This is a genomic window from Pseudomonas chlororaphis, from assembly GCA_001023535.1.
GTDB lineage: Bacteria > Pseudomonadota > Gammaproteobacteria > Pseudomonadales > Pseudomonadaceae > Aquipseudomonas > Aquipseudomonas chlororaphis_E.
This window is the reverse complement of sequence record CP011020.1, coordinates 2,254,514-2,275,209: the sequence shown is the minus strand read 5'-3', so window position 1 is coordinate 2,275,209 and position 20,696 is coordinate 2,254,514. Positions and strand designations below refer to the sequence as shown.

Annotated in this window: 18 protein-coding genes; 14 read left to right on the top strand and 4 right to left on the bottom strand. The window is 60.9% G+C overall.

Annotated elements, in window-relative coordinates:
• The first annotated feature begins 2 nt into the window (after window positions 1-2).
• The 8 genes from sdhB (at window position 3) to VM99_09965 (ending at window position 11,586) form a co-directional block, all read left to right on the top strand.
• Window positions 3-707: a succinate dehydrogenase gene (gene sdhB / locus VM99_10000; GenBank protein ID AKJ98376.1), complete on the top strand. Its 705-nt coding sequence runs from the start codon at window positions 3-5 to the stop codon at window positions 705-707.
• Window positions 708-968: 261 nt separating this feature from the next.
• Window positions 969-3,800: a 2-oxoglutarate dehydrogenase gene (locus VM99_09995; GenBank protein ID AKJ98375.1), complete on the top strand. Its 2,832-nt coding sequence runs from the start codon at window positions 969-971 to the stop codon at window positions 3,798-3,800.
• A 42-nt stretch (window positions 3,801-3,842) separates the two neighbouring features.
• Window positions 3,843-5,069: a dihydrolipoamide succinyltransferase gene (locus VM99_09990; protein ID AKJ98374.1), complete on the top strand. Its 1,227-nt coding sequence runs from the start codon at window positions 3,843-3,845 to the stop codon at window positions 5,067-5,069.
• Window positions 5,070-5,179: 110 nt separating this feature from the next.
• Window positions 5,180-6,616 carry a dihydrolipoamide dehydrogenase gene (locus tag VM99_09985; protein ID AKJ98373.1) on the top strand — a complete coding sequence of 479 codons (1,437 nt, stop codon included), beginning with the start codon at window positions 5,180-5,182 and terminating at the stop codon, window positions 6,614-6,616.
• A 195-nt stretch (window positions 6,617-6,811) separates the two neighbouring features.
• A complete protein-coding gene (sucC, locus tag VM99_09980) occupies window positions 6,812-7,978 on the top strand; it encodes a succinyl-CoA synthetase subunit beta (protein ID AKJ98372.1) in 1,167 nt (388 codons plus the stop codon).
• The gene (locus VM99_09975) at window positions 7,978-8,862 is read left to right on the top strand and encodes a succinyl-CoA synthetase subunit alpha (protein AKJ98371.1); all 885 of its coding nucleotides are present in this window, start codon (window positions 7,978-7,980) and stop codon (window positions 8,860-8,862) included. Before sucC ends, VM99_09975 begins: the two co-directional genes overlap by 1 nt.
• Before the next feature lie 483 nt (window positions 8,863-9,345).
• Window positions 9,346-10,659, top strand: coding sequence for a branched-chain amino acid ABC transporter substrate-binding protein (locus VM99_09970; GenBank protein AKJ98370.1), 1,314 nt, complete (start codon window positions 9,346-9,348; stop codon window positions 10,657-10,659).
• Window positions 10,660-10,848: 189 nt separating this feature from the next.
• Window positions 10,849-11,586, top strand: a complete 738-nt coding sequence (locus VM99_09965; GenBank protein AKJ98369.1) for a membrane protein — start codon at window positions 10,849-10,851, stop codon at window positions 11,584-11,586.
• A 73-nt stretch (window positions 11,587-11,659) separates the two neighbouring features.
• Here VM99_09965 and VM99_09960 read toward each other — a convergent pair whose 3' ends face one another.
• Window positions 11,660-11,911 carry a lipoprotein gene (locus tag VM99_09960; protein ID AKJ98368.1) on the bottom strand — a complete coding sequence of 84 codons (252 nt, stop codon included), beginning with the start codon at window positions 11,909-11,911 and terminating at the stop codon, window positions 11,660-11,662.
• Window positions 11,912-12,068: 157 nt separating this feature from the next.
• Between VM99_09960 and VM99_09955 the strand changes: the two genes are divergently transcribed.
• The 4 genes from VM99_09955 to VM99_09940 all read left to right on the top strand — a co-directional run bounded on the left by VM99_09955 (window position 12,069) and on the right by VM99_09940 (window position 15,793).
• A complete protein-coding gene (locus VM99_09955; protein AKJ98367.1) occupies window positions 12,069-12,545 on the top strand; it encodes a thioesterase in 477 nt (158 codons plus the stop codon).
• Window positions 12,542-13,003, top strand: a complete 462-nt coding sequence (locus VM99_09950; GenBank protein AKJ98366.1) for a thioesterase — start codon at window positions 12,542-12,544, stop codon at window positions 13,001-13,003. The genes VM99_09955 and VM99_09950 overlap by 4 nt, the downstream gene beginning before the upstream one ends.
• An 87-nt stretch (window positions 13,004-13,090) precedes the next feature.
• Window positions 13,091-14,995 (top strand): heat shock protein 90, encoded by a 1,905-nt coding sequence (locus VM99_09945; protein ID AKK01725.1) that lies wholly within the window; start codon window positions 13,091-13,093, stop codon window positions 14,993-14,995.
• Window positions 14,996-15,064: 69 nt separating this feature from the next.
• Window positions 15,065-15,793 (top strand): DeoR faimly transcriptional regulator, encoded by a 729-nt coding sequence (locus VM99_09940; protein ID AKJ98365.1) that lies wholly within the window; start codon window positions 15,065-15,067, stop codon window positions 15,791-15,793.
• A gap of 159 nt (window positions 15,794-15,952) precedes the next feature.
• Here VM99_09940 and VM99_09935 read toward each other — a convergent pair whose 3' ends face one another.
• Window positions 15,953-16,813 (bottom strand): pirin, encoded by an 861-nt coding sequence (locus tag VM99_09935; protein AKJ98364.1) that lies wholly within the window; start codon window positions 16,811-16,813, stop codon window positions 15,953-15,955.
• A gap of 124 nt (window positions 16,814-16,937) precedes the next feature.
• On the opposite strand from VM99_09935, the gene VM99_09930 reads away from it, so the two are divergent.
• Together VM99_09930 and VM99_09925 are read left to right on the top strand one after the other, a co-directional pair.
• A complete protein-coding gene (locus VM99_09930; protein ID AKJ98363.1) occupies window positions 16,938-17,948 on the top strand; it encodes a 5-oxo-L-prolinase in 1,011 nt (336 codons plus the stop codon).
• A 92-nt stretch (window positions 17,949-18,040) separates the two neighbouring features.
• Window positions 18,041-18,505 carry a helicase gene (locus tag VM99_09925; protein ID AKJ98362.1) on the top strand — a complete coding sequence of 155 codons (465 nt, stop codon included), beginning with the start codon at window positions 18,041-18,043 and terminating at the stop codon, window positions 18,503-18,505.
• Between the two features lie 222 nt (window positions 18,506-18,727).
• Here VM99_09925 and VM99_09920 read toward each other — a convergent pair whose 3' ends face one another.
• Both VM99_09920 and VM99_09915 read right to left on the bottom strand, forming a co-directional pair.
• The gene (locus VM99_09920) at window positions 18,728-19,948 is read right to left on the bottom strand and encodes a 3-oxoacyl-ACP synthase (protein AKJ98361.1); all 1,221 of its coding nucleotides are present in this window, start codon (window positions 19,946-19,948) and stop codon (window positions 18,728-18,730) included.
• Window positions 19,949-19,959: 11 nt separating this feature from the next.
• Window positions 19,960-20,475 carry a 3-hydroxydecanoyl-ACP dehydratase gene (locus tag VM99_09915; protein ID AKJ98360.1) on the bottom strand — a complete coding sequence of 172 codons (516 nt, stop codon included), beginning with the start codon at window positions 20,473-20,475 and terminating at the stop codon, window positions 19,960-19,962.
• Window positions 20,476-20,696 lie beyond the last annotated feature (221 nt).

Sequence of the window (20,696 nt, the reverse complement as noted above, 5' to 3'; positions counted from 1 at the left end):
CTATGTTGCAAGTCAGTGTTTATCGCTACAACCCTGATCAGGACGCTGCGCCGTTCATGCAGGATTTCCAGGTCGATACCGGTGGTAAGGACCTGATGGTGCTGGACGTGCTGGCCCTGATCAAGGAACAGGACGAGGGCTTCTCCTACCGTCGCTCCTGCCGCGAGGGCGTTTGCGGCTCCGACGGCATGAACATCAACGGCAAGAACGGCCTGGCCTGCATCACGCCGTTGTCGGCCGTTGTGAAGGGCAACAAGCTGATCGTTCGTCCGCTGCCAGGTTTGCCGGTGATCCGTGACCTGGTCGTCGATATGAGCATCTTCTACAAGCAATACGAGAAGGTGAAGCCATTCCTGCAGAACGACACGCCGGCTCCGGCCATCGAGCGTCTGCAGTCCCCGGAAGAGCGTGAGAAGCTCGACGGTCTGTACGAGTGCATCCTGTGCGCCTGCTGCTCGACCTCGTGCCCATCCTTCTGGTGGAACCCGGACAAATTCCTGGGCCCGGCCGCCCTGCTGCAAGCGTACCGCTTCCTGGCAGACAGCCGTGACACCAAGACGTCCGAGCGTCTGGCCGCACTGGATGACCCGTTCAGCGTATTCCGCTGCCGCGGGATCATGAACTGCGTCAACGTCTGCCCGAAAGGCCTGAACCCGACTAAGGCCATCGGTCACGTACGTAACATGCTGCTGCAAAACGGCGTGTGATTCAGCTGCTGTACCCGTAGAACCGCTGTACCCGTAGAGGCTAGGGCGCGGGCTTCAACCCGCGTCGTAGCATAACCAGAACAGCCGCTCACAAAGCGGCGGTTCTTATTTTGAAGAAATGAGACAAGCAGGGGCATCCGGGCTGGTACCCGGACTATCAGCGTGATCCTAAGTGGCTTGTTTTAGTCGCTGCACTCGGACTTCTGCAAGTTTGCTCGGTGTTTTCGCCGGTGGTGTTCCCCTAATCGAGGGTGACCAAGCATGCAAGAAAGCGTGATGCAGCGCATGTGGAACAGTGCCCACCTCTCCGGTGGTAACGCTGCCTATGTGGAAGAGCTCTACGAGCTCTACCTGCACGACCCTAACGCTGTGCCAGAAGAATGGCGCACCTACTTTCAGAAGTTGCCGGCTGACGGTAACTCTGCCACTGATGTTTCGCACTCGACGATTCGCGATCATTTCGTGCTGCTGGCGAAGAACCAGCGCCGCGCCCAACCGGTATCTGCCGGTAGCGTGAGCAGTGAGCACGAGAAGAAGCAAGTCGAAGTGCTGCGACTGATCCAGGCCTACCGGATGCGCGGCCACCAGGCAGCCCAGCTGGACCCGCTGGGGCTGTGGCAGCGTCCTGCACCTGCAGACCTGTCGATCACTCATTACGGCTTGACCAATGCCGATCTTGATACGACCTTCCGTGCCGGCGACCTGTTCATCGGCAAAGAGGAAGCGAGCCTACGCGAAATTCACGAAGCGTTGCAGCAGACATATTGCCGCACCATCGGCGCTGAGTTCACGCACATCACCGACTCCGAGCAGCGCCAGTGGTTCCAGCAGCGTCTGGAAAGCGTTCGTGGCCGTCCGACCTACTCCGCCGACATCAAGAGCCACCTGCTCGAGCGCGTCACGGCCGGTGAAGGCCTGGAGAAATACCTGGGCACCAAGTACCCAGGTACCAAGCGTTTCGGCCTGGAAGGTGGTGAAAGCCTGATCCCGATGCTTGACGAGCTGATCCAGCGTTCCGGTTCCTACGGCACCAAGGAAGTCGTCATCGGCATGGCCCACCGTGGTCGCCTGAACGTACTGGTCAACACCTTCGGCAAGAACCCGCGCGAGCTGTTCGACGAGTTCGAAGGCAAGAAGAAGGTCGAGCTGGGTTCCGGCGACGTGAAGTACCACCAGGGCTTCTCGTCCAACGTGATGACCACCGGTGGCGAAGTCCACCTGGCGATGGCGTTCAACCCGTCCCACCTGGAAATCGTTTCCCCGGTGGTCGAGGGTTCGGTTCGCGCCCGCCAGGATCGTCGCAACGATCCGACCGGCGAGAAGGTGTTGCCGATTTCCATCCACGGTGACGCGGCATTCGCCGGTCAGGGCGTGGTCATGGAAACCTTCCAGATGTCGCAGACCCGCGGTTTCAAGACCGGCGGCACCGTGCACATCGTGATCAACAACCAGGTCGGTTTCACCATCAGCAACCCGCTGGACTCGCGTTCCACCGAGTACGCCACCGACGTCGCGAAAATGATCCAGGCGCCGATCCTCCATGTGAATGGTGATGATCCGGAAGCCGTGCTGTTCGTGACCCAGCTGGCCATCGACTACCGCATGCAGTACAAGCGCGACGTGGTGATCGACCTGGTCTGCTACCGTCGTCGTGGCCACAACGAGGCCGACGAGCCAAGTGGCACCCAGCCGCTGATGTACCAACAGATCGCCAAGCAGCGCACCACCCGTGAACTGTATGCCGAGCGCCTGACCCAGGCCGGCGTGCTGAACGCCGAGCGCGTCCAGGAAAAAGTCGATGAATATCGCAACGCCCTGGACAACGGCCTGCACGTTGTGAAAAGCCTGGTCAAGGAGCCGAACAAAGAGTTGTTCGTGGACTGGCGTCCTTACCTGGGCCACGCCTGGACCGCTCGTCACGACACGCGTTTCGACCTCAAGACCTTGCAGGAACTGTCCGCCAAGCTGCTGGAAATCCCGGAAGGCTTCGTGGTCCAGCGCCAGGTCGCCAAGATCTACGAAGACCGTCAGAAGATGCAAGCCGGCGGCCTGCCGATCAACTGGGGCTATGCCGAAACCATGGCGTACGCGACCCTGGCGTTCGAAGGTCACCCGATCCGCATCACCGGCCAGGACGTAGGCCGCGGTACTTTCTCGCACCGCCATGCGGCGCTGCACAACCAGAAAGACGCCAGCACCTACATTCCGCTGCAACACCTGTACAAGGGCCAGCCACGTTTCGACCTGTACGATTCGCTGCTGTCCGAGGAAGCCGTCCTGGCGTTCGAATACGGTTATTCCACCACCGAGCCGAATGCGCTGGTGATCTGGGAAGCCCAGTTCGGCGACTTCGCCAACGGTGCCCAGGTGGTTGTCGACCAGTTCATCACCAGCGGCGAGCACAAGTGGGGTCGTCTCTGCGGCCTGACCATGCTGTTGCCACACGGTTATGAAGGGCAGGGGCCGGAGCACTCCTCGGCACGTCTGGAGCGTTACCTGCAACTGTGCGCCGAGCACAACGTGCAAGTGTGCGTACCGACGACCCCGGCGCAGATCTACCACCTGCTGCGTCGCCAGGTCATCCGTCCGCTGCGCAAGCCGCTGATCGTACTGACGCCCAAGTCGCTGTTGCGCCACAAACTGGCGATCTCCACGCTCGAGGACCTGGCCGAAGGCTCGTTCCAGACCGTTATTTCAGAAATCGACACGCTGGACGCGGCCAAGGTGACTCGCCTGATCCTGTGCAGCGGCAAGGTCTACTATGACCTTCTGGAAAAACGTCGTGCCGAAGGCCGCGAAGACATCGCCATCGTGCGTATCGAGCAGCTCTATCCGTTCCCGGAAGAAGACCTGATGGAGGCCATCGCGCCTTACACCAACCTCACCCACGTGGTGTGGTGCCAGGAAGAACCGATGAACCAGGGCGCGTGGTACAGCAGCCAGCATCACCTGCGTCGCAGCATCGGCAACCATAACAAGGCCCTGGGCCTGGAATATGCCGGCCGTGATGCTTCTGCTGCACCTGCGTGTGGTTATGCGTCGATGCACGCCGAGCAGCAGGAAAAACTGCTGCAAGATGCCTTCACTGTTTAATGCCTTCGCGCACCTGAAACCGAATTTAAGGAACCACAGATAATGGCTATCGAGATCAAAGCCCCCACTTTCCCGGAATCGGTTGCCGATGGCACCGTTGCCACCTGGCACAAAAAACCGGGCGAGGCCATCAAGCGTGACGAACTGATCGTCGACATCGAGACCGACAAGGTCGTGCTGGAAGTCCTGGCGACCGCCGACGGCGTGCTGGGCGAGATCGTCAAGAACGAAGGCGACACCGTTCTGTCCGACGAAGTGCTGGGCTCGATCGTTGAAGGTGGCGCTGCCGCCGCTGCTCCGGCCGCTGCTGCCGCGCCGGCCGCCGCCCAGGCTGCTGCTCCGGCTGCCGACGGCGAAGACGATCCAGTCGCTGCGCCGGCTGCCCGCAAGATCGCTGAAGAAAACGGCATCAACATCGCTTCCGTTGCCGGCACCGGCAAAGGCGGTCGCGTGACCAAGGAAGACGTCGTGGCTGCCGTTGCCGCGAAGAAAGCCGCTCCAGCGGCCGCTGCTCCGGCCAAGGCTGCCGCTCCGGCCGCCGCTGCGCCTGTGTTTGCCGCCGGCGACCGCACCGAGAAGCGTGTACCGATGACCCGCGTTCGCGCCACCGTGGCCAAGCGCCTGGTCGAAGCCCAGTCGAACATGGCCATGCTGACCACCTTCAACGAAGTCGACATGACCGAAGTCATGGCCCTGCGTTCGAAGTACAAGGACCTGTTCGAGAAGTCCCACAACGGCGTGCGCCTGGGCTTCATGTCGTTCTTCGTCAAGGCAGCCACCGAAGCGCTGAAACGCTTCCCGGCCGTCAACGCGTCGATCGACGGTTCCGACATCGTCTACCACGGCTATGCCGACATCGGTGTCGCGGTCTCCAGCGACCGTGGCCTGGTGGTTCCGGTGCTGCGTAACGCCGAGCTGATGAGCCTGGCCGAAATCGAAGGCGGCATCGCCACCTTCGGCAAGAAGGCCCGTGACGGCAAGCTGTCCATCGACGAGATGACCGGCGGTACGTTCACCATCACCAACGGTGGTACATTCGGTTCGATGATGTCGACCCCGATCGTCAACCCACCGCAAGCGGCGATCCTGGGTATGCACAACATCATCCAGCGTCCGATGGCGGTCAATGGCCAGGTTGTGATTCGTCCGATGATGTACCTGGCGCTGTCCTACGATCACCGCCTGATCGACGGTAAAGAAGCCGTGACTTTCCTGGTAACCATCAAGAACCTGCTTGAAGATCCGGCTCGTCTGCTGCTGGACATCTGATCTCGCCGCGAGGGCCGGTCTGTCGACCGGCCTCTTGCTGAAACAATCGGTCTCGTCCCACGACGGTCGCCACAAGCGGCCGTCCGGTTTGATTCGAAAAGGAATGACTCATGACTCAGAAATTCGACGTGGTAGTGATTGGTGCGGGCCCTGGCGGCTATGTAGCGGCCATCAAGGCTGCACAACTTGGCCTTAGCACTGCCTGCATCGAGAAATACACCGACGCGGAGGGCAAACAGGCCCTCGGCGGTACTTGCCTGAACGTCGGCTGCATTCCTTCCAAGGCGCTGCTGGACAGTTCCTGGAAATACAAGGAAGCGAAAGAAAGCTTCAACGTCCACGGCATCTCCACCGGCGAAGTGAAGATGGACGTCGCCGCGATGGTTGGCCGCAAGGCTGGCATCGTCAAGAACCTGACCAGCGGTGTTGCCACCCTGTTCAAGGCCAACGGCGTAACCTCGATCCAGGGCCACGGCAAGCTGCTGCTGGGCAAGAAGGTCGAAGTGACCAAGCCAGACGGTTCGGTTGAAGTCATCGAAGCCGAGAACGTCATCCTGGCACCGGGCTCGCGCCCGATCGACATCCCGCCAGCCCCGGTCGATCAGAACGTGATCGTCGATTCCACCGGCGCCCTGGAATTCCAGTCCGTGCCTAAGCGCCTGGGCGTCATCGGTGCCGGCGTGATCGGCCTCGAGCTGGGTTCGGTATGGTCGCGCCTGGGCGCGCAAGTGACCGTGCTGGAAGCCCTCGACACCTTCCTGATGGCTGCCGACACCGCAGTCTCCAAGGAAGCGCTGAAGACCCTGACCAAGCAAGGCCTGGACATCAAGCTGGGCGCTCGCGTGACCGGTTCGAAAGTCAACGGCGAAGAAGTCGTGGTCAACTACACCGACGCCGATGGCGAACAGACCATCACTTTCGACAAACTGATCGTTGCGGTCGGCCGTCGTCCGGTGACCACCGATCTGCTGGCTGCCGATAGCGGCGTTGAAATCGATGAGCGTGGTTTCATCCAGGTTGACGATTTCTGCGCCACTACCGTACCGGGCGTCTACGCCATCGGTGACGTGGTTCGCGGCATGATGCTGGCGCACAAGGCGTCCGAGGAAGGCATCATGGTTGTCGAGCGCATCAAGGGCCACAAGGCCCAGATGAACTACGACCTGATCCCGTCGGTTATCTACACCCACCCGGAAATCGCATGGGTCGGTAAAACCGAGCAGGCCTTGAAAGCCGAAGGCGTTGAAGTTAACGTCGGCACCTTCCCGTTCGCCGCCAGTGGCCGTGCCATGGCTGCCAACGACACCGGCGGTTTCGTGAAAGTCATCGCCGATGCCAAGACGGACCGCGTATTGGGCGTTCACGTCATTGGCCCAAGCGCTGCCGAGCTGGTACAGCAAGGCGCGATCGGTATGGAATTCGGCACCAGCGCTGAAGACCTGGGCATGATGGTCTTCTCCCATCCGACCCTGTCCGAAGCCTTGCACGAAGCGGCCCTGGCCGTGAATGGCGGCGCCATCCACGTGGCCAACCGCAAGAAGCGTTAATAAACAATAAGAAACCACGGCGGTTCGGCCCGTCGTGAGCCTTGCGAGCAAGACTCACCGCGGAATGTCCGCTGGACGCAGTCTTGCGTAGCCGAACCGGGCGACCGGAACGCTACGCAAGCAGCAGTCACAGGTGGTGCGGCACTCAATGGTGCAGCACCGAATGCGCAGTACCTAACGAAGACGGTAATAAGCATGAATCTTCACGAGTATCAGGGTAAGCAGCTGTTCGCTGAGTACGGCCTGCCAGTATCCACAGGCTACGCGGTAGACACCCCGGAAGCGGCAGCAGAAGCTTGCGACAAAATCGGCGGCAGCGAATGGGTTGTCAAAGCCCAGGTTCACGCCGGTGGTCGCGGTAAAGCGGGCGGCGTCAAGCTGGTTCGCAGCAAAGAAGACGCCAAAGCCTTCGCACAGCAGTGGCTGGGCAAGCGTCTGGTGACTTACCAGACTGACGCCAACGGTCAGCCAGTCACCAAGATCCTGGTCGAGTCGTGCACTGATATCGCTAAAGAGCTGTACCTGGGCGCTGTCGTTGACCGTTCGAGCCGTCGCATCGTGTTCATGGCCTCCACCGAAGGTGGCGTGGACATCGAGAAGATCGCGCACGACACCCCTGAGAAAATCCTCAAGGCCACCATCGATCCACTGGTTGGCGCACAGCCATTCCAGGGTCGCGAGCTGGCTTTCCAGCTGGGCCTGGAAGGCAAGCAAGTCACTCAGTTCGCCAAGATCTTCGTTGGCCTGGCCAAGCTGTTCCAGGACCACGACCTGGCGCTGCTGGAAGTGAACCCGCTGGTGATCAAGGCTGACGGCGACCTGCATTGCCTCGATGCCAAGATCAACATCGACGCCAACGCCATGTACCGTCAGCCTAAGCTGAAGACTTTCCACGATCCGTCCCAGGACGATCCGCGCGAAGCGCACGCTGCCAAGTTCGAACTGAACTACGTGGCCCTGGAAGGTAACATCGGCTGCATGGTCAACGGTGCCGGCCTGGCCATGGGTACCATGGACATCGTCAACCTGCATGGCGGCAAGCCAGCCAACTTCCTCGACGTAGGCGGTGGTGCTACCAAGGAACGCGTAACCGAAGCGTTCAAGATCATCCTGTCCGACACCAACGTCGCTGCAGTACTGGTCAACATCTTCGGCGGCATCGTTCGTTGCGACATGATTGCCGAAGGCATCATCGGCGCCGTGAAGGAAGTGGGCGTGAAAATCCCGGTTGTTGTTCGCCTCGAAGGCAACAACGCTGAGCTGGGCGCTAAAGTACTGGCAGAAAGCGGTTTGAACATCATCGCTGCTACCAGCCTGACCGACGCTGCTCAACAAGTTGTCAAAGCTGCGGAGGGCAAATAATGAGCGTCCTGATCAATAAAGACACCAAGGTTATCTGCCAGGGTATTACCGGTTCGCAAGGTAGTTTCCACACCCAGCAAGCCATCGAATACGGCACCAAGATGGTTGGCGGCGTAACGCCAGGCAAAGGCGGCACCGAGCACCTGGGCCTGCCAGTGTTCAACACCGTGAAAGACGCTGTAGCCGCGACTGGCGCCACCGCCAGCGTGATCTACGTTCCAGCTCCTTTCTGCAAGGACTCCATCCTTGAAGCAGCGTTCGGCGGCATCAAGCTGATCGTTTGCATCACCGAAGGCATCCCGACCATCGACATGCTGGAAGCCAAGGTCAAGTGCGACGAGCTGGGTATCACCCTGATCGGCCCTAACTGCCCAGGCGTGATCACTCCAGGCGAATGCAAGATCGGCATCATGCCAGGTCACATTCACTTGCCAGGCAAGGTCGGTATCGTTTCCCGTTCCGGCACCCTGACCTACGAAGCGGTCAAGCAGACCACTGACGCCGGTTTCGGTCAGTCGACTTGCGTCGGCATCGGCGGTGACCCGATCCCAGGCTCGAACTTCATCGACATCCTGAAGCTGTTCCAGGAAGACCCGAAGACCGAAGCGATCGTCATGATTGGTGAGATCGGCGGTTCGGCCGAAGAAGAAGCGGCTGCCTACATCAAGGCAAACGTGACCAAGCCGGTTGTTTCCTACATTGCTGGTGTGACTGCTCCTCCGGGCAAGCGCATGGGCCATGCTGGCGCAATCATCTCTGGCGGCAAAGGCACTGCAGACGAGAAATTCGCTGCACTGCAAGACGCAGGCGTGAAAACCGTGCGTTCGCTGGCAGACATCGGCAAGGCCCTGGCCGAGCTGACTGGCTGGGAAATGAAGAAGTAAGCTTCGGCTGACTGATTCGTTCCAGCAACAAAGGCCACCTTCGGGTGGCCTTTGTCGTTTTCGGCCGTCGTATTTGTGGCTGTAGGGCTTATTGTGTCGAGGGGATTTATCCCCGTTGGGCTGAGAAGCAACCCCAAAATAATTGACCGCAATTTGTCTGGAGGGACGCGGTTGCCTGGTTGGGGCTGCTTCGCAGCCCAGCGGGGATAAATCCCCTCGCCACAGGCCATCTGCTTTCCAGAGAGGCGGTGTGGGATAAATAGATACGTAAACGCGACACTAAAATGTCGTGTATCGGATACTTCGCCCCGTAACAGTGCGTTTGTCAGGCAAATTCGTTAGGCTAGCAGCCATTTTTGCGCTCGCGGCCCACAAGGCGGCGACGTGCTAAACGGGTCGGTCTGATGCGGATCGGCAGCATTTCCCTCTACCCCTAAGGGAAATCCCTCTCTAAATTCCGATTCAGTAGTGTGGTTTCCTTAAATGAAAGTGTTGAAAGGCCAGGATATCCTGGCGCTTGGTTTCATGACATTTGCCCTGTTCGTCGGGGCTGGCAACATCATCTTCCCACCTATCGTCGGTTTGCAGTCCGGGCCTCATGTCTGGATGGCGGCGCTGGGCTTTCTGATCACGGCAGTCGGCTTGCCGGTCATCACCGTTGTTGCCCTGGCCAAGGTCGGTGGCGCGATGGATGCCTTGAGCAGCCCCATCGGCAAGATCGCCGGAGGCTTGCTGGCAGCGGTGTGCTACCTGGCCGTCGGCCCGCTGTTCGCCACGCCGCGTACCGCCACCGTTTCGTTCGAAGTCGGCCTGGCGCCGCTGACCGGCGAAAGTCCATTGGCGTTGTTCCTCTACAGCGCCGTGTATTTCCTGCTGGTGTTCTTCATCTCACTTTACCCGGGCCGCCTGCTGGACACCGTCGGGCGCTTTCTCGCGCCGCTGAAGATCATTGCCCTGGCCGTGCTGGGCATCGCCGCGTTCGCCTTGCCGGCGGGCGACATCGGCGTGGCGACTCCCGAGTACGTCGCGGCGCCGTTTTCCCAAGGTTTCATCAATGGCTACCTGACCATGGATACCCTGGGTGCGCTGGTGTTCGGCATCGTCATCGTCAACGCGATCCGTTCCCGGGGCGTCGAGTCCCCGGCCCTGATCACCCGCTATGCCATCATTGCCGGGTTGATCGCCGGGGTGGGCCTGGCGCTGGTCTACGTCAGCCTGTTCCGCCTGGGTTCCGGCAGCCATGAGGTGGCGGCGGGGGCGACCAACGGTGCGGCGGTGCTGCATGCCTACGTGCAACATACGTTCGGCAGCCTGGGCAGCGGTTTCCTCGCGGTGCTGATCTCCCTGGCATGCCTGGTGACGGCGGTTGGCCTGACCTGCGCTTGTGCCGAGTATTTCAGCCGCGTCCTGCCACTGTCCTACAAGACCCTGGTGGTGATCCTGGCGGCGTTTTCGCTGCTGGTGTCCAACTTGGGCCTGACCAAGCTGATCGCATTCTCGATCCCGGTGCTCACGGCGATCTACCCGCCGTGCATCGCCCTGGTGGCGCTGAGCTTCTGCAAGGACTTCTGGCACGAGCAAGGGCGCATCGTTGGCCCGGTGATGCTGGTGTCGTTCCTGTTTGGCCTGATCGACGCCCTCAAGGGCGCCGGGCTGGCGGACTGGATGCCGGCCCAACTGGCCCACCTGCCGCTGAGCGAGCAGGGCCTGGCCTGGCTGGTGCCGTCGGTGATGACCCTGGCGGTGGCCGTGGTCTGCGACCGGCTGCTGGGCAAGCGCAGCGAAGCGCTGGCCTGACCCGGCTCTTGCGCCAATGACGAAATGCCCCGTATCAATCGATACGGGGCATTTTTTTTGTGTGCGGTGTCTTTTTTCGTGGGCTAACGTCGAAGCAGTGTCTCGAAAGGCTTGCACACAACCTTGTGGTCGGCATTTCAAGATACGTCTGGCTTTAGACGTCATGTTTTTGGACACACAGGAAATCGAATGTCATTCATCCAAGCCAACCTGATCCATCTGCTTGCCGCCGCCTGGTTCATCATCTGCTGGGCCGGCTATACCCGCTATGCCACCTGGAAGGCCCGCGACACCGCGTGCCTGGCCAGTGTGATGCACTTGTACCGCGAGGACTGGATGCGCCGCATGCTGCTGCGCGAGAACCGCATCGCCGATGCCAGCGTGATCGGCAACCTGGAGCGCAACGCGTCCTTCTTCGCCTCCAGCACGTTGATCATCCTCGCCGGCATCCTGACTGTCCTGGGGGCGTCTGACCGAGCGGTGTCGTTGCTGGCGGACCTGCCGATGGTGCAGCAGGCGTCCCAGGGCATGGCGGAAGTCAAGTTGCTGTGCCTGGCGCTGGTGTTCGTGTATGCGTTCTTCACGTTCAGCTGGTGCATGCGCCAATACAACTTCGCGGCGGTTTTGGTAGGGTCGGCGCCGATGATCGGCGAGCGCCATGTGTCGGAGCAGGAGCGCAAGGCCTTCGCCCTTCGGGCTGCGCGGGTTATTTCGATGGCCGCCAACCAGTTCAACTTCGGCCTGCGCTCTTATTATTTCGGCATGACCATGTTGGCCTGGTTCGTCAGCCCCTGGTTATTCATGTTGATGAGTGCGGGCGTGGTGTTTGTGCTGTATCAGCGTGAGTTTCACTCCGATGTACTGGATGTCATGGTCTATACGCCGACTGAAGTCCCGGCCCCGGAAGTCCTCAAGGACGTGGCATAACGGTTTCGTTCGCTGAACGGCAGGCAAAGAAAAACCCGCACCAGGCGGGTTTTCTTTTGCCGCTAAAACCGGATCAGTTGGTTTTAGGCGCTGTAGCGGGGGCTTGTTCCTGCGCGGCGGCTTTGTTCGCTTCGGCCTGATCTTTGGCAGCTTCGGCGTTTTCTTTCGCGGCGTCGTTCACTTTATCCTGTGCTTTGTTCATGTCTTGCTGAGCTTGCTCAGCGTGTTGGTTGGCATCTTGAGCTTTGTCCTCGGATTTTTTATCGCAGGCAGCGAGACCCAGGGAGGCGGCCAACATCAAGGCAATAGCTAAAGTCTTACGCATGGGGTGTTTCTCCTTATGGAAATAACTACTGGCCTTTTGAGCACAGCCCCGGAGATTAAGTTCCAGCGTTGTCACAGATATATAACGTTGCCGTGCAATGGAACTTTATCGGTCACGGCTGATATCAGCTTTCGTCACTTATCCGAGCATTAATCACATGGCCGAAGACCCCGTTTTTGAGCGTGCGACACGTTTTTTGTCGGCGCTGCGGCATTGCCAGGTATTGGGTTTGAAACTGCACAGTGCCAGCCCTGAAGGTTTGACGGTGATCCTGCCGTTCAGCCCCCGAATCGTCGGAAATCCCCTGACCGGCATCATCCACGGTGGCGCATTGACGTCTCTGATGGACACCGCGTGCGGCATGTCGACCCTGTGCGTGCTCCCGCAATTCGAGGTCTGCCCGACCCTGGACCTGCGCATCGACTATATGCACGCCGCCGAACCCCACAAGGACGTCTACGGTTTTGCCCAATGCTATCGGGTGACGCCGGATGTGATCTTCACCCGTGGAATCGCCTACCAGGACGATCCCGAGCAACCCATCGCCCATGTGGTGGGCACGTTCATGCGCCTGGGCCAGCATGCCAGGGGCATCCCCCCGCGCAGCCCGTCCGTCGCGGTGGGCACGCCATGAGCGAGATCACCCGCGAACACCTGCGCCAGGCCTGCGAGCAGGGCGACTACGCGCTGCTGCTGGCCTCGATCCCTTACGCACAGCTGATTGGCGTCGAATGCTCGCGCGAGGGCGACGGGTTGCTGTTTCGCCTGCCAGCCAACCAGGACAACATTGGTAACCCTTTACTCCCGGCGATCCATGGTGGGGTCATCGCCGGCTTCATGGAGCTGGCGGCGGCCGTTCATCTGCTGATCGCCACCGGCGTGCCGAGCGTGCCGAAGATCATCGATTTTTCCCTGGATTACCTGCGCGCCGGCCAGTTTCGCGACACGTACGCCCGGTGCCAGGTCTGGCGCCAGGGGCGCCGGGTTGCCAACGTCGCGATCACGGCCTGGCAGGACGTCGAGGCCGAACCGATCGCCACCGCTCGGGCGCATTTCAAGATCCAGGAGCCCGGGAAAGCCGATCGCCCTTGAAATCATCCGGGTTGCCCCCACCTTGTGGACATCCCGCCGCCAATCTCAGCGAGGCGGACACCACCATCCACTTGGAGTTTGATGACCATGAGCGTGGAAACTCAAAAGGAAACCCTGGGCTTCCAGACCGAGGTGAAGCAACTGCTGCACCTGATGATTCACTCGCTGTATTCGAATAAGGAAATTTTCCTTCGCGAGCTGATCTCGAACGCCTCTGACGCCGTCGACAAGTTACGTTTCGAAGCCCTGTCCAAGCCTGAGCTGCTTGAAGGTGGCGCCGAACTGAAAATCCGTGTGAGCTTCGACAAGGACGCCAAGACCGTCACCCTCGAAGACAACGGCATCGGCATGAGCCGCGAAGAGGTGATCACGCACCTGGGCACCATCGCCAAGTCCGGCACCGCCGACTTCATGAAGAACCTGTCGGGCGACCAGAAGAAGGATTCCCACCTGATCGGCCAGTTCGGCGTCGGTTTCTACTCGGCGTTCATCGTTGCCGATCGCGTGGAAGTGTTCAGCCGCCGTGCCGGCCTCGCCGCGAGCGAAGGCGTGCACTGGTCGTCCAAGGGCGAGGGCGAGTTCGAAGTCGCCACCGTCGACAAGGCTGATCGCGGCACCCGCATCGTGCTGCACCTCAAGTCCGGCGAAGACGAATTCGCCGATGGCTGGCGCCTGCGCAACATCATCAAGAAGTACTCCGACCATATCGCGCTGCCCATCGAGCTGCCGAAGGAAGTCACCGCCGCCGAGGGCGAAGAGAAGCCTGAAGTGGAGTGGGAAACCGTCAACCGCGCCAGTGCCCTGTGGACCCGTCCACGCACCGAGGTGAAGGATGAGGAATACCAGGAGTTCTACAAGCACATTGCCCATGACTACGAAAACCCGCTGAGCTGGAGCCATAACAAGGTCGAAGGCAAGTTGGAATACAACTCGCTGCTGTACGTGCCGGCCCGCGCGCCGTTCGACCTGTATCAGCGCGAAGCACCGCGCGGCCTGAAGCTGTACGTGCAGCGTGTGTTCGTGATGGACCAGGCCGAATCGTTCCTGCCGCTGTACCTGCGCTTCATCAAGGGCGTGGTGGATTCCAACGACCTGTCGCTGAACGTCTCGCGGGAAATCCTGCAGAAAGATCCGATCATCGACTCGATGAAGTCGGCGCTGACCAAGCGTGTCCTGGACATGCTGGAGAAGCTGGCGAAGAACGAGCCCGAGCAGTACAAGAGCTTCTGGAAGAACTTCGGCCAGGTGATGAAGGAAGGCCCGGCCGAGGACTTCGCCAACAAGGAAAAAATCGCCGGCCTGCTGCGCTTTGCGTCGACCCAGGGTGACGACGGCGAGCAGATCGTGGGCCTGGCCGATTACCTGGCTCGCGCCAAGGAAGGCCAGGACAAGATCTACTACCTGACCGGCGAGACTTATGCACAGGTCAAGAACAGCCCGCACCTGGAAGTTTTCCGCAAGAAAGGCATCGAAGTGCTGCTGCTGACCGACCGCATCGACGAATGGCTGATGAGCTACCTCAGCGAGTTCGACGGCAAGAGCTTCGTGGACGTGGCCCGGGGTGACCTGGACCTCGGCAACCTGGATTCGGAAGAAGACAAGAAAGCCGCCGAGGAAGTCGCCAAGAGCAAGGAGGGCCTAGTCGAGCGGATCAAGACCGCCCTGGGCGATGCCGTCAGCGAAGTGCGAGTCTCGCACCGCCTGACCGACTCCCCGGCGATCCTGGCCATCGGCGAGCAGGACCTCGGCCTGCAGATGCGCCAGATCCTCGAAGCCAGCGGCCAGAAAGTCCCGGACTCCAAGCCGATCTTCGAATTCAACCCGGCCCACCCGCTGGTGGAGAAGCTCGACAACGAACAGAGCGAAGAGCGCTTCGGCGACCTTTCCCACATCCTGTTCGACCAGGCTGCCCTGGCGGCGGGCGACAGCCTGAAGGACCCGGCGGCCTATGTGCGCCGCCTGAACAAGCTGCTGGTTGAGTTGTCAGCTTAAGCAGTGCAGGAAAAACCCGCTTCGGCGGGTTTTTTCATTTCTGGTGTTCCATTTAAAAAGGAGTGGATCATGAGTCAGGTAACGGTTCGTCCGCTGGTCTATCAGATCGAAGGCCAAACCTATGAAGGTCGCCTGGCCTTCGACGTCAGCCAACAGGGTTCGCGTCCGGGTTTGTTGATGGCGCCCAATTGGATGGGCGTGGGGGCAGGGGCCGAAGAGATCGCCCGGTCGGTGGCGGCCAATGGCTACGTGGTGTTGATTGCCGACCTGTATGGGCAGACGGTGCGCCCGGGCAATGCCGACGAGGCCGGGGCGGCGATGATGCCCCTCAAGAATGATCGCGCCCTGCTGCGCAAGCGCATGCAAGCGGCGTTCGAGCAACTGCAAAGCCAGGGCGAGGCGCAGGTCGACACGTCCAGGCTGGCTGCGTTCGGCTTCTGCTTCGGTGGCTGCTGCGCCCTGGAACTGGCCCGCAGCGGTGCACCGCTCAAGGCCGCCGTCTCGTTCCATGGCTCATTGGATACGCCTAACCCGGCGGATGCGCACAATATCAAGAGCGCGGTCCTGGTGATGCACGGCGCGGCCGATCCGTTGGTGCCGAAAGAGCAACTGCCGGCCTTCGAAGACGAAATGACCGCTGCCGGTGTGGATTGGCAACTGCTGAGCTACGGCGGCGCGGTGCATTCGTTCACCGACCCTCACGCCAACGTCCCGGGTAAGATGATGTACAACGCCAAGGTTGCCGCTCGCGCGTTCAGGTCGATGCATAACCTGCTGGACGAAGTGTTCAAGGGCTGATGTTGTGCCCGGCTTGGCACGTTTTTAGTGTCAAGGCTGGCCCCTTCGCGAGCAAGCCCGCTCCCACATTGGATCTGTGCTTACCCACACGGTATGGGTAGCTCGATCATTGTGGGAGCGGGCTTGCTCGCGAAGAGGGCCTGACATCCAACATGGGATTCAGGGCAACTCGATCCGCTCGTTTTCCCCTGGCACTGTCGGCCAGTCCCCGGCCGCCCAGCGCCGGCGGGCTTCATCGATGCGGGCCGGGTCGCTGGAGACGAAATTCCAGTTCATCCGTCGCGGCCCGTCCAGCGGCGTGCCGCCGAACAGCACGGCATGGCAGTCGCTGTCGGCGAACAGGGTCATTGTTTGCCCGGCCGGCAGGATCACCAGCGCATGGGGCTCCAGCGGCTCGCCGTCCAGCAGCGCCTCGCCGCTCAACACATACAGTGCCCGCTCCTCATGTTCGGTGGGGATCAGCAGGGTCGTCGCGGTTTGCAGGTTCAGTTCGGCATACAGCGTCGGTGACAGCACCGGCACTGGCGACTCCAGGCAGAAACCCGAGCCGGCGATCATGCGGATGCGCACACCCAGGTTGTCGCTGACCGGCAGGCTGTGCGCCGGATGATGGCTGTAGTGCCCGGGGCCCTGTTCGTGGGCCTTGGGCGAAGCCAGCCAGACTTGCAGGCCGTGGAGGCTGAAACCACTGGCCAGCAACGGGGCGGGAGTGCGTTCGACATGGGCGATGGCGCTGCCGGCGGTCATCCAGCTGACATCCCCGGCGTTCACCACCTGGTCGGAGCCGAGGCTGTCCTTGTGCTGTAACTGGCCCTCGAACAGGTAGGTGAGGGTGGACAGGCCGATGTGGGGATGCTGGCGAATGTTCATGCCTGTACCAGCCGGGTAGCGGGTCTGCAGCATGTGGTCGAAAAACACGAAGGGCCCGACGCTGCGGCATTGGGCGGACGGCAGCGGACGCAGGATCGGCTGGCCTTCGACATCTTCGGCGCGGGGGCGAACGATCAGGGGGGCGGTCATGGGGCTTCCAGGTTGAGCAATGGAGGCTCGCAGCATAACCCGCCATCGCCTTCCACGGCACAGGCGGCTGAACCCGAGCGGGACGAGAGGGGTCTATGCTGTTCATGGCCTTTGGAGTCTGCCTGTGTCCTTGTCCCGCCTGATGGTTGCCGGGTTGCTGGCGGTGTCCAGCAACGCCGTCTTGGCCCGCGAATACGCCTACAGCGATGCGCACCTGCACTATGTCGATTTTTTCCAGGAAACCGCCGGGATGCCCAAGCTGCTCCAGGCGATGGCCGACAATCGCATCGAACATGTGATGATCTCCGGCATTCCGGTGGCCAAGAAATGGCACGAAGACGAGCCCAAGCGCCCGCGCTACTACGCCGGTGACGATGCGGACGCCTACTGGTACAGCGCCACCGATGTGATCGTGGCCGCGGCGGTGAGCAAGCTGACCGCCGAGCAACGCCCGCATTTCCATCCGTTCCTGTCGGGCTTCAACCCCAACGACAAGAATTCCGACGCCCACATCCAACGCATGCTCGACCTGTACCCGGGGCTGTGGCAGGGCATCGGCGAAGTGTTCACCCGCCATGACGACCTCACGGCATTGACCTCGGGCGACACGCCGCGCGCCAACAACGAGGCCATGACACGGATCTATCATCTGGCGGCCGAGAACGACCTGCCGGTGATGCTGCATTCGAACATCACCTCCAAGCGTGAGAAAAATCCGCTTTACCTGGCCGAAATCGAAGAGCCGCTGCGCAATCACCCGCACACGCGCTTCATCTGGGCCCACGCCGGCACCAGCAAGGAAATCCATCGACACCAGAAGCAGTTGGATTTTCTCCTGCCGACCCTGACCCGGCTGCTGGAATCCTACCCGAACCTGTACATCGACCTGTCCTGGAGCCTGCTCACGCCGTATCTGCTGGACGAGACAGGCAAGCCCCGTCAGGCCTGGGTGGAGCTGGTAGAGCGTTTTCCAGAGCGGTTCATGGTGGGGTCGGACGTGGTGGGCCGTTTCAACAAGGTGGGCAAGGAGCTGCGCAGTTTCGACCCGTTCCTGGATGCCTTGCCGGAAGACGTGGCCAGGAAGGTGGCGCGGGATAATTTCCTGGCGGTGTTGCCGCGCTCCGTCCCCAAATGAGCAAGCGTTGTAGCAATGGAGAATGACTTTTTGTCATCAGCCTGTCACCACGGCGTCATACCCTCGCGCTCATCTCAATCAAGGAGCGCACTATGCACCTCACCCGTTCAAGCGCACTGGTCGCGCTGTTGTTGACCTGCGGCCTGGCGCAGGCCGAAGTCCGTGTCGAAGGCCCGGTGGAATACGGCGTGTTCGAAGGGCCCAAGGCCGAACTGCAATCGGGGGAGCGGGTCCTGCGTCGCAGCAACGAGCAGATCCGCCAGACCGAGAGCGTACCGGCCAAGCTGGGCACCAAGTTCGGCATGCGTTACCAGTTGGCGGGCAAGGTCGCGGATGACCAGCCATTGACGCTCCTGTACTTCACTCCGGGGATCCGCACCCCCGATGGCGTGCGTCACGACAAATTCGAAGTCGTGCAGAAGCTGGTGCCTGGTGCGCCACAGGATGTCATGGCCTATGAGTTCACCGAAAGCCATGAGGTGGTGCCGGGGGAGTGGCGGTTCATGGTGTTCCAAGGGGATCGCTTGTTGACGCAGCAGCGGTTCGTGGTGCGCTGATACCCATTCATCTATTGGAGTGTGGGAGCGGGCTTGCTCGCGAAGGCGGAGTGTCAGCCAGCCTGTCTGTAGCTGATGCACCGCTTTCGCGAGCAAGCCCGCTCCCACAGGGAATCGCTGTGAATGCACCCTTCCCACAGCGGGACTGCGCTGCGTTCAGCCGGCATAAAAAAACGCCCCGAACCAGTCGGGGCGTTTTTCTGTGTGACGTAGCAGTGGGGCTTACTTGCCCTGCCAGCGCTTGAGGACCAGGGTGGCGTTGGTGCCGCCGAAGCCGAAGCTGTTGCTCATCACGGTGTCGATGGTGGCGTCTTCGCGCGTCTTGGTCAGGATTGGCATGTCGGCCACTTCCGGATCCAGTTCGTCGATGTTGGCCGAGCCGGCCATGAATTTGCCTTCCATCATCAGCAGGCAGTAGATCGCTTCGTGAACGCCAGCGGCGCCCAGGGAGTGACCCGACAGGCTCTTGGTGGAGCTGATGGCCGGGGCCTTGTCGCCGAACACTTCGCGCACACCTTTCATTTCCGCGACGTCGCCGACCGGGGTCGAGGTGCCGTGGGTGTTCAGGTAGTCGATTGGCGTGTCTACGGTGGACATGGCCATCTGCATGCAGCGGATGGCGCCTTCACCGCTTGGCGCGACCATGTCGTAGCCGTCGGACGTGGCGCCGTAGCCCACGATTTCGGCGTAGATCTTCGCGCCACGGGCCAGGGCGTGTTCCAGCTCCTCGACCACCACCATGCCGCCACCGCCGGCGATGACGAAACCGTCACGCTTGGCGTCGTAGGCGCGGGAGGCTTTGTCCGGCGTGTCGTTGTACTGGCTGGACAGGGCGCCCATGGCGTCGAACAGGAACGACTGGCTCCAATGTTCTTCTTCACCGCCGCCGGCGAACACGATGTCCTGCTTGCCCATCTGGATCTGCTCCATGGCGGTGCCGATGCAGTGGGCACTGGTGGCGCAGGCCGAGGAGATCGAGTAGTTCAGGCCCTTGATCTTGAACGGGGTGGCCAGGCACGCCGAAACGGTGCTGCCCATGGTGCGGGTGACGCGGTACGGGCCCACGCGCTTGACGCCTTTTTCGCGCAGGATGTCCAGCGCTTCCATCTGGTTCAGGGTCGATGCACCGCCGGAGCCGGCGATCAGGCCGGTACGCACGTTGGAAACCTGCTCGTCGGTCAGTCCGGAGTCAGCGATGGCGTCCTTCATGGCCAGGTAGGCGTAGGCCGCCGCGTGGCCGACGAAACGGTAGATCTTGCGATCGATCAGTTCTTCGAGATTGAGGTCAATGGAGCCGGAAACCTGGCTACGCAGACCCATTTCGGCGTATTCCGGGTTGAACCGGATGCCAGGGCGACTTGCACGCAGGTTAGCGGTGACGGTCTCTTTGTCATTGCCCAGGCACGAAACGATGCCCAGACCAGTGATAACGACGCGGCGCATGCGGATAACCCTTAGAAGTTGTCAGTGGAGGTGAAAACGCCAACCCGGAGGCCTTCGGCGGTGTAGATCTCGCGCCCGTCCACGGCCACCGAACCATCGGCAATGGCCATGTTCAGCTTGCCCTTGAGGACGCGTTTGATATGAATGTTATAGGTGATTTTCTTCGCGGTCGGCAGGACCTGACCAAAGAACTTCACTTCGCCCGAACCCAGGGCGCGACCACGGCCCGGCAGACCCTGCCAGCCGAGGAAGAAACCGACCAGTTGCCACATGGCATCGAGGCCCAGGCAGCCCGGCATCACCGGATCGCCTTCGAAATGGCAGGCGAAGAACCACAGGTCCGGAGTGATATCCAGCTCGGCGACCAATTCACCTTTGCCGTACTTGCCACCCTCTTCGCTGATATGGGTGATGCGATCCACCATCAGCATGTTCGGGGCGGGCAGTTGCGCGTTACCTGGGCCGAACAGCTCACCGCGACTGCAGCGCAGCAGATCTTCCCGGGTAAAGGCGTTTTGTTTGGTCATGCGAGCTCCTCAATAGTCCCCTGCGGCAGGGTGGGGCAAATCTTCCCGGTCGATCGAAGCGGTCATGCCTCGAATCGACAGCCTACTCATAGACTATTGCGTTGTAGTGAAAGTCACAGCACACGGGAAATGAATGTACACCTGTGCACTGAAATTTTTATTCAAGCCCCAATCGAGGCATGTTCGGGTGCCTAAGACTGCCGCACTTTCGCCTTTCACGC

What these genes read in the sequence shown, in the direction of transcription:
- sdhB (AKJ98376.1), top strand. Translation starts at nt 3, where the DNA reads ATGTTGCAAGTCAGTGTTTATCGCTACAACCCTGATCAGGACGCTGCG.
- VM99_09995 (AKJ98375.1), top strand. Translation starts at nt 969, where the DNA reads ATGCAAGAAAGCGTGATGCAGCGCATGTGGAACAGTGCCCACCTCTCC.
- VM99_09990 (AKJ98374.1), top strand. Translation starts at nt 3,843, where the DNA reads ATGGCTATCGAGATCAAAGCCCCCACTTTCCCGGAATCGGTTGCCGAT.
- VM99_09985 (AKJ98373.1), top strand. Translation starts at nt 5,180, where the DNA reads ATGACTCAGAAATTCGACGTGGTAGTGATTGGTGCGGGCCCTGGCGGC.
- sucC (AKJ98372.1), top strand. Translation starts at nt 6,812, where the DNA reads ATGAATCTTCACGAGTATCAGGGTAAGCAGCTGTTCGCTGAGTACGGC.
- VM99_09975 (AKJ98371.1), top strand. Translation starts at nt 7,978, where the DNA reads ATGAGCGTCCTGATCAATAAAGACACCAAGGTTATCTGCCAGGGTATT.
- VM99_09970 (AKJ98370.1), top strand. Translation starts at nt 9,346, where the DNA reads ATGAAAGTGTTGAAAGGCCAGGATATCCTGGCGCTTGGTTTCATGACA.
- VM99_09965 (AKJ98369.1), top strand. Translation starts at nt 10,849, where the DNA reads ATGTCATTCATCCAAGCCAACCTGATCCATCTGCTTGCCGCCGCCTGG.
- VM99_09960 (AKJ98368.1), bottom strand. Translation starts at nt 11,911, where the DNA reads ATGCGTAAGACTTTAGCTATTGCCTTGATGTTGGCCGCCTCCCTGGGT.
- VM99_09955 (AKJ98367.1), top strand. Translation starts at nt 12,069, where the DNA reads ATGGCCGAAGACCCCGTTTTTGAGCGTGCGACACGTTTTTTGTCGGCG.
- VM99_09950 (AKJ98366.1), top strand. Translation starts at nt 12,542, where the DNA reads ATGAGCGAGATCACCCGCGAACACCTGCGCCAGGCCTGCGAGCAGGGC.
- VM99_09945 (AKK01725.1), top strand. Translation starts at nt 13,091, where the DNA reads ATGAGCGTGGAAACTCAAAAGGAAACCCTGGGCTTCCAGACCGAGGTG.
- VM99_09940 (AKJ98365.1), top strand. Translation starts at nt 15,065, where the DNA reads ATGAGTCAGGTAACGGTTCGTCCGCTGGTCTATCAGATCGAAGGCCAA.
- VM99_09935 (AKJ98364.1), bottom strand. Translation starts at nt 16,813, where the DNA reads ATGACCGCCCCCCTGATCGTTCGCCCCCGCGCCGAAGATGTCGAAGGC.
- VM99_09925 (AKJ98362.1), top strand. Translation starts at nt 18,041, where the DNA reads ATGCACCTCACCCGTTCAAGCGCACTGGTCGCGCTGTTGTTGACCTGC.
- VM99_09920 (AKJ98361.1), bottom strand. Translation starts at nt 19,948, where the DNA reads ATGCGCCGCGTCGTTATCACTGGTCTGGGCATCGTTTCGTGCCTGGGC.
- VM99_09915 (AKJ98360.1), bottom strand. Translation starts at nt 20,475, where the DNA reads ATGACCAAACAAAACGCCTTTACCCGGGAAGATCTGCTGCGCTGCAGT.